This is a genomic window from Halomonas sp. KAO (assembly GCF_015595025.1).
GTDB lineage: Bacteria > Pseudomonadota > Gammaproteobacteria > Pseudomonadales > Halomonadaceae > Halomonas.
On record NZ_JADNRL010000026.1, the window covers coordinates 234,543 to 249,006 of the forward strand.

At 67.2% G+C, this 14,464-nt stretch carries 13 protein-coding genes; all 13 read left to right on the forward strand.

Going from position 1 to position 14,464, the window contains the following annotated elements:
• The first annotated feature begins 129 nt into the window (after positions 1 to 129).
• Entirely contained in the window at positions 130 to 816 is a 687-nt protein-coding gene (locus IOC61_RS14890) for an ABC transporter ATP-binding protein (protein ID WP_195689521.1), read from the forward strand.
• Entirely contained in the window at positions 816 to 3,326 is a 2,511-nt protein-coding gene (locus tag IOC61_RS14895; RefSeq protein WP_195689713.1) for an FtsX-like permease family protein, read from the forward strand. The genes IOC61_RS14890 and IOC61_RS14895 overlap by 1 nt, the downstream gene beginning before the upstream one ends.
• 471 nt (positions 3,327 to 3,797) lie before the next feature.
• Positions 3,798 to 4,940, forward strand: a complete 1,143-nt coding sequence (locus tag IOC61_RS14900; RefSeq protein WP_195689522.1) for an amine dehydrogenase large subunit — start codon at positions 3,798 to 3,800, stop codon at positions 4,938 to 4,940.
• 10 nt (positions 4,941 to 4,950) lie between these two features.
• Entirely contained in the window at positions 4,951 to 5,490 is a 540-nt protein-coding gene (locus IOC61_RS14905; protein ID WP_195689523.1) for a MauE/DoxX family redox-associated membrane protein, read from the forward strand.
• A 16-nt stretch (positions 5,491 to 5,506) separates the two neighbouring features.
• Positions 5,507 to 6,094: a methylamine dehydrogenase accessory protein MauD gene (mauD, locus tag IOC61_RS14910; RefSeq protein WP_229333161.1), complete on the forward strand. Its 588-nt coding sequence runs from the start codon at positions 5,507 to 5,509 to the stop codon at positions 6,092 to 6,094.
• A gap of 52 nt (positions 6,095 to 6,146) precedes the next feature.
• A complete protein-coding gene (locus IOC61_RS14915) occupies positions 6,147 to 6,671 on the forward strand; it encodes a methylamine dehydrogenase light chain (RefSeq protein WP_161422942.1) in 525 nt (174 codons plus the stop codon).
• 5 nt (positions 6,672 to 6,676) lie between these two features.
• Positions 6,677 to 7,222: a cytochrome C gene (locus tag IOC61_RS14920; protein ID WP_229333162.1), complete on the forward strand. Its 546-nt coding sequence runs from the start codon at positions 6,677 to 6,679 to the stop codon at positions 7,220 to 7,222.
• A gap of 54 nt (positions 7,223 to 7,276) precedes the next feature.
• Positions 7,277 to 9,151, forward strand: coding sequence for an FAD-dependent oxidoreductase (locus IOC61_RS14925; protein ID WP_195689525.1), 1,875 nt, complete (start codon positions 7,277 to 7,279; stop codon positions 9,149 to 9,151).
• Between the two features lie 15 nt (positions 9,152 to 9,166).
• Complete coding sequence (locus IOC61_RS14930; protein ID WP_195689526.1) at positions 9,167 to 9,658, forward strand: cytochrome c3 family protein; 492 nt, start codon at positions 9,167 to 9,169, stop codon at positions 9,656 to 9,658.
• Between the two features lie 121 nt (positions 9,659 to 9,779).
• Positions 9,780 to 10,979, forward strand: coding sequence for a lipocalin-like domain-containing protein (locus IOC61_RS14935; RefSeq protein WP_195689527.1), 1,200 nt, complete (start codon positions 9,780 to 9,782; stop codon positions 10,977 to 10,979).
• A gap of 185 nt (positions 10,980 to 11,164) precedes the next feature.
• Positions 11,165 to 13,381 carry a TonB-dependent siderophore receptor gene (locus IOC61_RS14940; RefSeq protein ID WP_324254725.1) on the forward strand — a complete coding sequence of 739 codons (2,217 nt, stop codon included), beginning with the start codon at positions 11,165 to 11,167 and terminating at the stop codon, positions 13,379 to 13,381.
• 98 nt (positions 13,382 to 13,479) lie between these two features.
• A complete protein-coding gene (locus tag IOC61_RS14945) occupies positions 13,480 to 14,160 on the forward strand; it encodes a Fe2+-dependent dioxygenase (protein ID WP_195689528.1) in 681 nt (226 codons plus the stop codon).
• 84 nt (positions 14,161 to 14,244) lie between these two features.
• Positions 14,245 to 14,464: leucine zipper domain-containing protein (locus tag IOC61_RS14950; protein ID WP_195689716.1), on the forward strand; the 220-nt coding region annotated here is incomplete at its 3' end.

Below are 14,464 nucleotides of genomic sequence, written 5' to 3' on the forward strand. Positions count from 1 at the left end.
AGTGCTTCGGTTATACCCGATCATGGCGTCGGTCACACTCCTCCCACCGTCGTCTGGGGCTGACACGAGTTCTGTGCCACCATTCCAGGCTGGACTGCATCCGCTCACTCCAGCGTCTGGGAGGCCGCCATGCTCGAGTTTCACCAGGTCTACAAGGCCTATACCACCCCTCAGGGGCCCCTCGAGGTGCTGCGTGGCGTCGACCTGACGCTGGAGGCGGGCCAGAGCCTGGCGCTGATGGGCGAGTCGGGCAGCGGAAAGTCCACCCTGCTGCATCTGGCCGCGGGCCTCGACCTGCCGGATAGCGGCGAGGTGCGCCTCGCGGGCCGAGCGGTCTCCACCCTCGGCGAGCCCGAGCGCGCCAGGCTGCGCCGCGAGAGGCTGGGGCTGGTCTTCCAGCAGTTCCACCTGGTGCCCAGCCTCAGCGTGATCGACAACCTGCACCTGCAGGCGCGCCTGGCCGGCGTGGAGAAGAGTGCCTGGTCGAGGGAGCTGATCGAGCGGCTGGGGCTGGCCGGGCTGGAGGGGCGCTATCCCGAGCAGCTCTCCGGCGGCCAGCAGCAGCGCCTGGCCATCGGCCGCGCCCTGGCGCCACGCCCCTCTCTGCTGCTCGCCGACGAGCCCACCGGCAATCTGGATGAGGGCAGCGCCGACGCTATCCTGGCGCTGCTGCTGGAGCTGGTCCGCGACACCGGCTGTGCGCTGCTGATGGTGACCCACAGCCCGAGAGTCGCCGCCCCTCTGGATCGTCGCCTGGTGCTCTCGCACGCCCGGCTGGCCTCGCCGCAACAGGCCGCGCAGGAGTCCATATCGTGATGGCCACCCCGCTTGCCACGCTACTCGCCACCCTGCTCTCCCACTACCGCCGCCACCCCGGCCAGCTGGCCATGCTGCTGCTAGGCCTGTGGGTGGCCAGCGCCCTGTGGAGCGGCGTGCAGGCGATCAACGCCTCGGCCAAGGAGAGCTATGCCCGGGCCGAGGCGCTGTTCACCACCCGCCTCGACCGCCTGGAGCGACTCGATGGCGCCCCCCTGACCCGTGACGACTACCTCGCCCTGCGCCGCCAGGGCCTGCCGGTCTCCCCACTGCTGGAGGGCGAGCTCACCGCACCCGACGGCACCCGACTGACGCTGATCGGCATCGACCCCCTGACCCTGCCCGGCGACAGCGTCTTCGCCACCGCCAACAACACCGGTGATCTGACCGACTTTCTGACGCCACCCTGGCAGACGCGCATCGCCCCGGACACCCTGCCGGCCCTGGGCCTGGCACTCGATGACGCACCAGGCGCGACGCCTGCCCTGGGGGCGGGGCGACTGCCGCCGCTCTCCCTGGCCCCCTCGCTGCCACCCCACACGCTGGTGATGGATATCGCCGCGGCGGCCAAGCTGCTCGAGAGCGGCGCGACCCTGAGCCGACTGGTCAGCGCCCCGGGGGCGCTGGAGGTGGCCCCGGCAGGCCTCACCCTGACCCGTTCGACCCGCCTGGTCTCGCCGGGCCAGCTGACCCAGAGCTTCCACCTCAACCTCACCGCCCTGGCCCTGCTGGCGCTGATCGTCGGCCTGTTTATCGTCCAGGCGGCCCTGGGCCTGGCCCTGGAGCAGCGCCTGGAGATGCTGCGCACCCTGCGCGCCCTGGGAGTGTCGGGTCGCGCCCTGGTGGCCGGCCTGGCCCTGGAGCTGCTGCTGTTCGGCGTTATCGGTGCCCTGGCCGGCATCGCCGGCGGGGTGTGGCTGGCCCGGGCGCTGCTGCCCGACGTGGCCGCCACCCTGGGCAGCCTCTACGGTGCCGGGGTGGGTGTGGAGCTGCGCCTGCCCTGGCACTACTGGTTCGGCGGCCTGGCGGTCACCCTGGGGGGCCTGCTGCTGGCCGGCACCGGAGTACTGTGGCGAGCCGCCCGCCTGTCGGTGCTCGACCTCGGCCGCGCCCAGGCATGGCGCACCGGCTACCAGCGCCAGCTGTGGCGCATGACCCTGGCCGGCGGAGTCGTCGCGCTGAGCGGCCTGGGGCTATGGACCTGGCTGTCGCGACAGCCCGCCGGCGAGGGGCTAGCGGCGGGGTTTGCCCTGATGGCCGCCATGCTGCTGCTGGGGGCGCTATGGCTGCCGCCGCTGCTGGCCGCGGCCCTGGCGGGGCTTGCGCGCCTGGCCCGCCGGCGCCCGCTGGCCCAGTGGGCGCTCGCCGATCTGCAGCTGCAGCTACCGCGGCTGTCGCTGTCGCTGATGGCGCTGCTGATCGCGCTCTCGGCAAGCCTGGGGGTCAACAGCATGGTCGGCGGCTTCCGCCTGACCTTCCTGGAGTGGCTCGATCAGCGGCTGGTGGCCGACCTCTACCTGGACCCACCGGCGGAACGCTTCGTGGCGGTGCACGCCTGGTTGGGCGAGCGCCCGGAAGTGGAGGAGCGCCTGGCCACCCGCCACGGCGAGAGCACCCTGCTGGCGGTGAGCGGCGATTCGGGGGAGCGCCCCCTGGAGGTGCCGGTCTCGCTATTCGGCCTGACTCCGGGGAAAAGCCTGACCCCGACCTGGCCGCTGCTGGAGACCCACCAGGATGTGACGGCGGCCTGGGCGTCGCTGCGAGACGGGGCCGCCTTTATCAACGAGCAGCTGGCCATCGCCGAGGGGCTCGCCCCCGGGGATCGCCTGACCCTGGCCTCATCCGGCGGCCGGGAGATCCTTCAGGTGGCGGCGATCTATCCCGACTACGGCAACCCGCGGGGCGAGGTGCTGATGGCCACCGACGAGCTGGGCAGGCGTTTCGCCGCCCCAGCGGACTCCATCGGCATCGTGCTGACCCGCGGCGCCGATGCCGAGGCCCTCGCCGCGGCGCTGGGCCGCGAGTTCGCCCTGGGCCGTGATGCCCTGCGCGACCAGGCCGAGGTCAAGCGCATCGCCACCGACATCTTCGAGCGCACCTTCACCATCACCCGCGCCCTCAACACCCTGACCCTGGCGGTGGCCGCCCTGGCGCTGCTGGCCAGCCTGCTCGCCCAGGCCCGCGAGCGACGCCGGCGGCTGGCGCCGATGTGGGCCCTGGGCGTGCCGAGGGGCCGGCTGCTGCGCGTCCAGCTCGCCCAGCTGGGTGGCGCGGCACTGGCGGTGGGCCTGGTTGCCATGCCGCTGGGCATCGCCATCACCTGGGGCCTGGTGGCGGTGATCAACGTGGCCGCCTTCGGCTGGCGGCTGCCGCTGCATCTCTTTCCTGGAGAGATCGCCCTGACCCTGGCCACCGCCGTGGTGGTGGCGCTGCTCGCCGCGACGCTGCCGGCACTGCGCCTGTGGCGCACGCCACCCCGGGCGCTGCTGGCCGAGGAGCAGGCCTCTTGAGTGACGCTCGCCCCGGGCACTCAGGCGCCCCGATGCGGGCCCGCCCTTCGGGTTAGCGCAGTTGCCAACAGGGTAATGTGAAAGGCGACAGGGTCTGTCTCCGGAACAGTCTGAGCGGTGCTGCTCTCCGCGAGAGTGCTGGCCTGCCCTCGGCGCTAGTAGAAAATCACGGAATCACCATGCCACCTAGGTCCAACCCCTCGACTCGGGGCAGTGGTAGATGACGCAACGTCACTGCTGCTGCCCTTCTCCACATTATTGCCCCATGGCAACAATATCATTCCCTGCTGCAACGGTGCGGAGTGATGCCCTTTGCTATACCAGAGGCTGCAAGGCAATAAAACTAATATAAAAAAAGGCCGGAACAGCATATGCCTTCAATTGAGTCATGCCGGCGACCGTCATCTCGATACGGCAGAAATATTGACCGGCAGTTGTTCGCTTAATAATTCAACAAGAAAGGAAGACAGGATGCTCAAGAAGTCCCTCTATCGCACGGGGCTGGCCGTGTCGCTAAGCTCCCTGCTCATATCGACCGCCTGGGCCCAGCTGGCGAGAGAAAGCTATTCGATCGAGACCCTCGACGAACCGGATCAACACCGCACCTATATCGTCGACAACAACTTCACCCATGCGCTCTCCACCCGCATTCGCGTCGTCGATCCCGACGAGCAGAAACTTCTCGGCACCATATCGACGGGTTATATGGCTCCCATGGTGCTGTCTCACGATAAAAGCACGATATATACGGCCGATATCTTCTACGCTCGCGGCACCCGCGGCGAGCGCACCGATGTCCTGACTGCCACGGACGCACAAACACTGAACCCTCTGTGGGAAGTCGAACTCCCCGCCAAGCTCGCCAACATGTTGACCGAGCTGTATATGCTGACCATCAGCGATGACGACCGCTTCGTCTACGCCTACAACTTCACGCCGGCGACCTCGATCACCGTCGTCGATGTGAAGAACCAGGAGATGGTCAATGAGATCGAGATTCCGGGCTGCATGCTCAACTACCCGGTGGGCGATCGCGCCTTCGCCTCCATCTGCGGCGACGGCACCCTGCAGAAGGTGGTGATCGACGACCAGGGGCAGGAGGTCAGTCGTAGCAAGACACGGTTCTTCGACCCCGACAAAGAGCTGATGAACGAACGGGCCATTCTCAACGGGGACACCTACTACTTCACCACCACCGATGGCGTGATCCAGCCAGTGCATATCGTCGATGGCGAGCTTCAGGCCGGCGAGCGCTGGTCGCTGTTCGGTGAAGATCACCAGCAGGAAAACTGGGGTGTCGGTGGCTGGCAACTACTGGCCGCCTCCCCTCACCTGAACCGCCTCTATGCGCTGGTGCACCCTGACCATGAGCCACGCAAATGGGAAGACCCCAGCGATACTGTCTGGGCCTACGACCTGGAGAGTGGCGAGAAGGTCGGCGAGATCACGCTTCCCAATCACGTCTGGAGCATTCATGTCACCAAGGATGAGTCGCCGCTGCTGCTCGGCGGCACGGTAGAGGGTGACATGGAGGTCTACGACCTCTCCCAGGATAGCCATGTGGCCACCATGGAAGAGATCGCCGGCACCCCCATCCTGATGCTGAGCCACTAAGGGGGACGGCATGACACTCTATCCCGTTTTTACCCTGGCGCTCTCGGCCATCCTGGCCGTCATCCTGCTGAGCGCCGCGATGCACAAGCTGCGGGCCCCCCAGCGCTTTCGACGACAGCTGGATGACTACGCGCTGCTGCCCCCAGACAGCCTGAGAATCGTTGCCCGCATGGTGCCGGCGCTGGAAATCGCCCTGGCCATCCTGCTGCTGACCCCTGCCCTGCGCGTGGTCGGCGCCCTCGGTACGGCGCTGCTGCTGGGCGGCTATGCCGGTGCGATGGCCATCAACCTGTGGCGCGGGCGCAGCGACATCGACTGTGGCTGCAGTGGCCCGGGGATGGAACGCCCGCTGAGCTCGGCCCTGCTGTGGCGCAATGGCCTGCTGGTGCTGATAGCACTGCTGGCCGCCCTGCCCACCCACCCGCATCCCCTAGGCGGCTTCGATCTGTTCCTGATCCTGGCCTGCAGCCTGATGGGATTGATGATCTACACCTCGGTTGAGGGTCTCCTGGCCAATCGGCCACGTCTCAATGCACTACAAGGAAAATAACGCTATGGATGCCAACATGATCTCGCACATCCTGCTCTGGATCGGCCTCATCGCCCTGGCCCTGGTGGTGGTGGCTCTGGTACGACAAATCGGCGTGCTTCACGCCCGCATCGCCCCCGCCGGCGCCCTGATCCTGGACAAGGGTGTCGAGGTGAACAACCCCGCCCCACAGGTGACCTCCGCCGACCGGCACGGCAGGCCGGTCAACGTCGGCTACAAGGGCGAGCGCGGCCAGCTGCTGTTCTTCCTGTCGCCCACCTGTCCGGTGTGCAAGTCGCTGCTGCCGACGCTGCGCTCGCTGGGCAAGACCTATCGCCAGGAGCTCGAGGTGATCTACGTCAGTGACGGTGATCAAGAACAGCAGATGGAGCTGATCAAGCAGCACCACCTCGAGGATGCCCGCTATGTCATCGGGCCGGAGATCGGCATGACCTATCAGATCGGCAAGCTGCCCTATGCCGTGCTGATCGATGCCGAGGGCGTGCTCAAGGCCAAGGGACTCGTCAACAACCGCGAGCATCTGGAGAGCCTGTTCGAGGCCCAGACGATGGGCGTCGGCACGCTGCAGGAATACATGCGCCAGCAGACCGCGGCGACTCAATAACAGGCACAACAACGAACACAACAACAAGCACAACAACAGGAGGACCGCTCACATGAGCCTACTCGACCGCCTCTTCGAACGCACCTCACGCCGTGTGGCCCACTCCACCTCCCGCCGCAACACCCTGTTCAAGCTGGGCTCCTGGATGGTGGCCGGTAGCGCCCTGCCGCTGATCCTGCCCATCGACCGCAGCGCCGGCAACGCCCATGCGGCCGAGAAGGGCGAACCCGGCGACCCAGGCGATCCCACCTCGTGCGACTACTGGCGCTACTGCTCCATCGACGGCTACCTGTGCAGCTGCTGTGGTGGCAGCAAGACCTCCTGCCCCCCGGGCACCGATATTTCCCGGGTGGCCTGGGTGGGCACCTGCCGCAACCCGGCGGACGGTCGCGACTACATCATTTCCTACAACGACTGCTGTGGAAACCAGCCGTGCGGCAAGTGTGCCTGTAACCGTAACGACAGCGAGCAGCCGATCTACCGGCCGTTCAACAACAACGACATCAACTGGTGCATCGGTGCGGAGAGCAACACCTATGTCTGCACCATCACGGTCATTCAAGGGGTAGCCACCTGATTGCCATGATGACGCTACGTATTTCCAACGGCGCCAGAACGCTGGTGGGACTATTCAGCTTGATCGCGGCCAGCTCGCTGGCCGCACAAAGCCTGCCCATGCCCAACACCAAGCCGGCACCGGGCAACGAGATACGACCGGCCCCACCACACCAGATGGCCTACCGTCCCGAGGTCTACTACCGGCTCGAATGTGGCGGCTGCCACCTGGACGATGGCGAAGGCAAGCGCAAGAACGACATCCCCCGCATGAAGGACTTCGTCGGCCACTTCCTGTCGGTCGAGGGCGGGCGGGAGTTTCTCGTCCAGGTGCCCGGCTCGGCCTACTCGAGCTTCGCCGACGACCAGCTGGCCGAGTTGATCAACTGGATCATCACCGACGGCATCGCCGGCACCAGCAAACCCGAGGAGTTCACGCCCTACACCGCCGAGGAGGTGGCGGCACTGCGTGCCCAGCCGCTCGGCAAGGTCGAGGAGACCCGCGATGTGCTGCTCGACCGCATGCGGGCCAAGGACATTGCCATTCATGATGGCCTCAAGGATCGCCCCTAGCGGCAGCGCCGCAAGGGGCGGCCCTTGCCCAGGCCGACAACGGAGAGCTCACGCGTGGCAACGCCGATAGTCATCGGCGCCGGGCCTGCCGGCATGCACCTGGCGCGCCGGCTGGCCCGGCACGAGGAGGTGCTGGTGCTGGACGCCGACCCCGATAGCCCCCAGGCCACCGAGGCGCGTCCGCAACTGCTTGCCCATCTACCCTTCGACCCCTCCCACTCCGCTCGCGTGTCTCCGGACACGCCCACGAACCCCGGCCCCTTGCCGCCGACAGCAGGGCTCCGTCTGCTTTCCGGACGCCGGGCGGTAAGGATCGACCGGAATAACCACCGTGTCATCGACGAGACCGGCCAGGCCCATGATTACTCTCGCCTGTTCCTCGCCCTGGGCGCCTCGCCCCGCTGGCCCACGCTCCTCGGAAGCCGGCTCGCCGGAGTGCAGACCCTCTATACCCGCCGCCAGCTCGACACCCTGCTCGACGCCCTGGATCATCGGGAACCTCTGCTGATCGTGGGCGGCGGCCTGCTGGCCGTCGAGCTCGCCGCCCTGGCGGCAGAGCGCGTCAGCGTCACCCTGGTCGCCCGCCGCCGGCTACTGGGACGCTACCTAAGCCCCGACATCGGCGCCAGCGTCGTTCGGCATCTCGAGAAACGCGGTGCCCGGGTGCTGGAGCAGGCGCCGCCGCACCGCCTGCTGGGCCGTCACAGGGTGACCGGCGTGGCGCTGGCAGACGGCCGGACCCTGATGACACGACGCATCGTGCTGGCCTGCGGCATCACCCCCAATACGCGACTGGCCCGGGAGGCGGGGCTCGCCACCGACGCGGGCACCCTGGTCAATGCCGACATGCGTAGCCCCAGTGACCCCAGGATCTTCGCCGTGGGCGACTGTGCCCAGCCGCCCTGGCCATCGATGCGGGGCAATATCACCCTGGTCCTTCACCTCGCCGATCTGGCCCTCGCCACGGTCGGTGGCGAGCCGCCACCGGCGCCCCCGGAAGGGCTGCATCGGGAGTGCCGGCTGGGAAACGACACCCGGCTGGTCGTGGCCGGGACCCACCCGCCATCGGTCTCGTCCTCAAGCGCTACACCCACCAAGGGGGAGACGCTCACGGCTCGACGCGGAGGCCGCGTACTGCACGCGACGCTACATCAGCAGCGCCTCGTTGCCTTCGAGGCACTGCTGCCCTCCCTTCAGGCCAGGCGGCTCACCGAGCGCTGGTCGGACCGTGGGGCACTCAGCCGAACGGACATGGTGGGACTGCGCTGGCTGGCCTGGCTGCCACCGCGCCGCCCCTCCGATCCCCTGATCTGTCGCTGCGCCGGTGTTCGCCACTCGGCCATTCGGGCGGCCATCGCCGAGCACGGTGGCGAGCCGGCGATGATCCGCCGGGCCACCCGGGCAGGCAACTACTGCGGCAACTGCCTCGATGAGATCGCCAGCCTGGCCGGCCGACGCCCGTGGCGCAGCCGCCTGATGCGCTGGTCGCTGGCCGTGGCGACACTGCTCCTCGTCGGCGTGCTGGGGGCGCTGCCGGTCTGGTCGGTTCCCGACAGCGTGCTCCCGGCGCATGTCTTCATGGCCTACCGCCTGATGACCGATGCCATCGTCCGGGAGCTCAGCGGCTACCTGCTGCTTCTCGCCATCCTGCTGACGCTGGTGATCCGCGGCGGCCCCCGCCGCTACTGGTGGCATGGCCTGCTGGGCGGCAGCGCCCTGCTGCTGATGCCCCTGCACGCCCTGGGCGGCCTTTCCAGCGGCGCCGGCCTGAATGCCGGACTCGTCGCGCTGATGCTGCTGGTCATGCTGAGCGGTGCCCTGGCGATGCTGCACCGGCGGCGGCTCCTGCTGCGTCTGGGCCATCGGGTCGCCACGTTGCTCCTGCTAGCGGCGACCCTGCTGCATCTGGTGTTCATCTATCAATATTGAGGGCGCATACCGACAATGATCTCCAGCCAACGCCTTCTGTTTATCGGCCTGTTGCTGGCCCTGCTGGCCGGCGCCGCCCTGCTGATGCTGGGTCAATGGCAGCACGCGGCCAGCCCGGCACCGCTCTCCCGTGGGCATGCCGGCCTCGAGTGCGCCGACTGCCATCTCGACATCAACAGCAGTCAGGCCACGCTGAGCATCGGCTGCCAGGGCTGCCACGAGGAAGTGCTCGGCGAGCAGCGAGCCCACTCGCCAGAGTACCTCTCCGTCGTTGGCCGCGGTGACTCCCCCTGGCACACCCGACCGGATGGCTGCCTGGACTGCCATAACGGGCATGTTCGCGCCGGTGACGGCTTCGCCAGCGCGCTGCCCGCCGATCAATGCACGCTATGCCATGCCGGCATCATCACCGAACACGACTACCACCTGGGTCTCGACTTCAACAGCTGCGCAAGCTGCCACCGCTATCATGACCGGGTCATCTCCCGGCCCAGGCCCGCTGACTAGCCGGGCGTTGTGCCGCTTCCGGGCTACGAGGCACCCCTCGCTTACAGCGAGCCGCCGGGCCGTTCCCACCGGCAGGCGACGGCGCTACTGTAGGGGGCATCTACCTCGAGGAGCGATTCGCATGCCGGTTCGTGCTATCTGGCGGTCTTGGCGGCCGGTATTGTTGCTGGGATCACTGCTGGGGGCCCTTCTGGCCATGACCGGGTGCGACGACGCCCCACCCGAGCGCTCGAGCGCCGGCTTCGCCGGACTGGGTGAGAGCGATGGCGGTTTCATGCAGGCCAGCCCCGACACGCCACTGCACTTTCCCGCGGATCACGGTGCGCACCCCGGCTACCGCATCGAGTGGTGGTATCTCACCGCCAACCTGGAGGATGAGCAGGGCGAACCGCTGGGGCTGCAGTGGACCCTGTTCCGCCAGGCGCTGCTGCCACCTGGAGCACCACCCGGGGAGACGCCCCCCGAGCCGGCCCCCTGGGTGGCCGACCAGCTCTGGATGGCGCATATGGCCGTCTCCCGGGGTGGACAGCACGCCGTCAGCGAGCGCTTCGCGCGCAGCCACTCGGCGGCCCCTCCCCAGCAGGCCGCCAGCCAGGCCGGCGCGACCGCCCACCCCTTCCGGGCCTGGATCGACGACTGGGCACTGGCCAGCGACGTCAGCGACCCCGAGGCCGACACCTTCGAGCGGCTGAGGCTCACCGCCTTCGACGGCGAAGGCGACAAGCGCTTCGGCTATCGTCTCGAGCTGACGGCGGAGGGACCCCTGGTGCGGCATGGCGACAGCGGCTTCAGCCAGAAGTCGGCCGACGGTCAGGGCTCCCACTACTACAGCCAACCCTTCTGGCGTATCGAGGGCGAGGTGACCCTGGCCGGCGAGACACGCGAGGCCAGCGGTCGGGGCTGGCTCGACCGCGAATGGAGCAGCCAGCTGCTGAGCCCCGACCAGACGGGTTGGGACTGGTTCTCGCTGCATCTCGACAGCGGCAACCGCCTGATGGCCTTCCGGTTGCGTGGCGGCGGAGACGACGGCGGTGACTACCGCTCCGGCAGCTGGATCCTGGCGGATGGCACCACCCATCCGCTGGGTTCGCAGGAGCTGGCGATGACCCCGCTGGCCACCACCCGCGTGGCGGGCCGCGAGATGCCAACCCGCTGGCGTTTGAAGGTGCCCGAGCGCGACCTCGACCTGATCGTGGAGGCGCCCCATGCCGAGCGCTGGATGGAGACCACCGTGCCCTACTGGGAGGGCGAGGTGATCGCCCGCGATCATGATGGCGGCGAGCGGCTGGGAGTGGGCTATCTGGAGATGACCGGCTACTGAGTGGCCACCCGGCTGTCCAACTGCGCAACTGCCCAACTGCCCAACTGCGCCACTACCCAACTATCCAACTATCCAACCGGGAATATGGAAAAAAAGTGATTGACTGTGCCGTTGGTGCAAATGAGAATGTATCTCCTTCTGATAATAGTTCTCTTCCACCATCTCCCCTGACAAGGAACTGTGCAGTGAAACCTGGCATCACCTCCGTCCAACGCTCCCCCTACCGTCTTCTGGCCTCGGCGGCGGGTCTCGCCATGGCGTCGGCCGCCGCCCCCTCCATGGCCCAGTCCAGTGAGGCGGTAGAGCTCGACTCGCTGACGGTGATCGGCGAGTACAGCGATACCGGCTACAAGAGCGAGCGTTCGGCATCCGGCAAGTACGTCAAGCCGCTGCTGGATACCCCCCAGACGGTCAGTGTGGTGCCCGAGCAGGTGATCGATGAGCAGCAGGCGCTGAGCCTGCGCCAGGTGCTCTCCAACGTGTCGGGCATCACCTTCGACGCCGGCGAGGGCGGCGGCGGCTCGGGTGACAAGATCAACATCCGTGGCTTCAGCGCCAACGCCAACATGAAGGTGGATGGCCTGCGCGACAGCAGCCAGAACAACCGCAGCGACATGTTCAACACCGAGCGCGTCGAGGTGATCAAGGGCCCGAGTTCGGTATTCGGCGGCGCGGGCACCGCCGGCGGGGTGGTCAATATGATCAGCAAGACCCCCAAGAACCGCAGCTTCGTGGATGCCGGCCTGGGACTTGGCAGCGACGACTACCGCCGCCTGACCCTCGATGCCAACCAGACGCTGGATGGCGTGGGGCAAGACAGTGCCCTGCGCCTGAACCTGATGGCCCATGAAAATGACGTGCCGGGCCGCGATGATATCGGTCGCGAGCGCCTTGGCATCGCACCCTCGCTGACCCTGGGGCTGAGCGATGCCACCCGTGCGACCCTGAGCTATGTCTACCAGAAGGATGACAACCTGCCGGACTACGGCCTGCCGGCGGAGAACGGCAGGGTGCTGTCCGGCGTCGACCACGAGGCCTACTACGGCTGGCGCAACCTCGATGAGGAGAGGATCGAGAGCAATATCGCCACACTCACCCTGGAGCACGACTTCAGCGACAGGACCTGGCTGGAGAACAAGACGCGCTACACCCACCTCGACCGCGATACCACCATTTCGGCGGCGCACGTCGATCGCGACGGCCTGGCGCCGGGACGTTACAAGCCGGCAGGCCCCCAGGCCTACCGACGGGACGTGACCACGGAGATGTGGATCAACCAGACCCACCTGACCACCCGCTTCGACACCGCGGGCTTCGAGCATGAGCTGCTGGTGGGCGCCGAGGTGTCCCGCGAGACCTACGACCGCACGGCCTCCAATCTGGGGTTGGGTAGCGATGCGCACCCCTACCCCGACGGTGGCTATGACCTCTCCAACCCGCCGGGCCGCTGGGATGGCGACACCACCTATACGCCGCGTGGCGCCAACGAGGCCACACTGAATAATCAGGCGCTCTATGTGTTCGATACCATCACCCTGGACCCGCAGTGGGACCTGAGCCTGGGCCTGCGCCACGACTGGATCGACGGCGAGGCGATCGACAAGGAGAGCAGCGAGCGTCAATCCACCCGCGACAAGGAGCTCAGCGGGCGCGCCGGGGTGGTCTACAAGCCAGCAGACAACGGCCGCGTCTACCTGGCCTACGGCACCTCCTTTGCTCCCTCCGCGGAAAACCTGGCCACCTCGGGCGGCCTGCCCCGGGGCAATGGTGGCGAGAACCTGTCGCCCGAGGAGAGCTCGACCTGGGAACTGGGTACCAAGTGGGAGTTCATGGAGGGTCGGCTGGGCCTGGAGGGTGCGCTGTTCCGGGTCGACAAGGACAACGTGCGTGAGCAGGATGCCAACGACGACCTCCGGCTGGCCGGCGAGCAGCGGGTACAGGGGGTCGAGCTGGGGATCACCGGCCAGCTCACCGATGCCTGGGGCGTCTATGCCAACTACACCTATCTCGACAGCGAGACACGCAAGTCGATCGCCGAGCCTCAGACCAACGGCCGTGACCCCGTCGGTCACTCCCTGGGCAACACGCCGGATCACAGCTTCAACCTGTGGACGACCTACGATATCGCCCCGGACCTCCAGCTGGGCTATGGCGCCCGCTACGTGGGCGAGCGACAGGTCGCCTCCGACGTGGCCGGCACCGTGGACAGCTACTGGCTGCATAACGCCATGCTGGCCTATCGGGTAACCGACAACCTCAGCGCCCAGTTCAACGTCAACAACCTGTTCGACGAGGAGTATGTCGAGCGCGTGCGTCCGCGCCCCGGCACCGCATCGCGCAGCTCGGCAGTGGAGATCGGCGACGGTCGCGCGGGCATCCTGACCCTCGACTATCGCTTCTGACCCAGTGCTTCTGATCGACCGGCAGTGACGACAGCTGTCTTTCCTCGCCCGACCCCGCTCAGGGGTCGGGCATGCTTCATTCAAGAGGGTCGTGACCCATGATGCTGCATATTCCCGAGGTGCTCGATAAGACGCAGGTCGCCGAGTGCCGCGAGCTGCTCCTCCAGGCGCCCTGGCAGGACGGCAAGTCCACCGCCGGCTTCCAGTCGGCACTGGCCAAGCACAACCTGCAGCTGCCGGAGGAGGCCGAAGTGGCCCAGCGGCTGAGCAGGGTGGTGCTGGCGGCGCTGGAGCGCCATCCGCTGTTTGTCGCCGGCGCCCTGCCGGCCAGGATATTTCCGCCGCTGTTCAACTGCTATCAGGGCGGGCAGTCGTTCGGACTGCATGTGGACAACGCCATGCGCATGGATCGCCGGCGCGGCGAGTACCTGCGCACCGATCTGTCGGCCACGCTGTTCTTCAGCGAGCCGGAGAGCTACGACGGCGGCGAGCTGGTCGTCGAGGACACCTATGGTGCGCACAGCGTCAAGCTGCCGGCGGGGGATCTGATCCTCTATCCCGCCTCCAGCCTGCATCGGGTCACCCCGGTGACCCGTGGCGCGCGCCTCGGCGCCTTCTTCTGGATTCAGAGCATGGTCCGCGACGAGGGCCAGCGCAGCCTGCTGTTCGACCTGGACACGGCCATCCAGCAGACCCATCAACAGCTCGGGGCCGACCACGCGACCAGCATTCAACTGACCGGGGTCTACCACAACCTGCTGCGCCGCTGGGCGCTCTAGCTGTGATCTCTCTATAGGTTGTTCATCCGGAACCAACCCGGAAGACTGGAGATGCGAACCAACCAACCGCTCCAGGAGGCCCGGATGAACACCCATAAGAATGCCCGTCTCACTCCGCATGGTCGAGCCCTGCTGGCCGCTCGCGTCATCGATGAAGGGTTACGGCCCAGAGATGTTGCGCAAGCTCAAGGCGTCAGTGTGAGAACAGTCTATAAGTGGGTGCGTCGTTTCCGAGAGGAAGGGCAGGAGGGGCTCCAGGACCGTCGGTCACGCCCGGCCCGAAGCCCGTTGGCGACCGACGCAA

Coding starts and splice junctions, on each gene's coding strand:
- IOC61_RS14890 (WP_195689521.1), top strand. CDS start 130: ATGCTCGAGTTTCACCAGGTCTACAAGGCCTATACCACCCCTCAGGGG.
- IOC61_RS14895 (WP_195689713.1), top strand. CDS start 816: ATGGCCACCCCGCTTGCCACGCTACTCGCCACCCTGCTCTCCCACTAC.
- IOC61_RS14900 (WP_195689522.1), top strand. CDS start 3,798: ATGCTCAAGAAGTCCCTCTATCGCACGGGGCTGGCCGTGTCGCTAAGC.
- IOC61_RS14905 (WP_195689523.1), top strand. CDS start 4,951: ATGACACTCTATCCCGTTTTTACCCTGGCGCTCTCGGCCATCCTGGCC.
- mauD (WP_229333161.1), top strand. CDS start 5,507: ATGATCTCGCACATCCTGCTCTGGATCGGCCTCATCGCCCTGGCCCTG.
- IOC61_RS14915 (WP_161422942.1), top strand. CDS start 6,147: ATGAGCCTACTCGACCGCCTCTTCGAACGCACCTCACGCCGTGTGGCC.
- IOC61_RS14920 (WP_229333162.1), top strand. CDS start 6,677: ATGATGACGCTACGTATTTCCAACGGCGCCAGAACGCTGGTGGGACTA.
- IOC61_RS14930 (WP_195689526.1), top strand. CDS start 9,167: ATGATCTCCAGCCAACGCCTTCTGTTTATCGGCCTGTTGCTGGCCCTG.
- IOC61_RS14935 (WP_195689527.1), top strand. CDS start 9,780: ATGCCGGTTCGTGCTATCTGGCGGTCTTGGCGGCCGGTATTGTTGCTG.
- IOC61_RS14945 (WP_195689528.1), top strand. CDS start 13,480: ATGATGCTGCATATTCCCGAGGTGCTCGATAAGACGCAGGTCGCCGAG.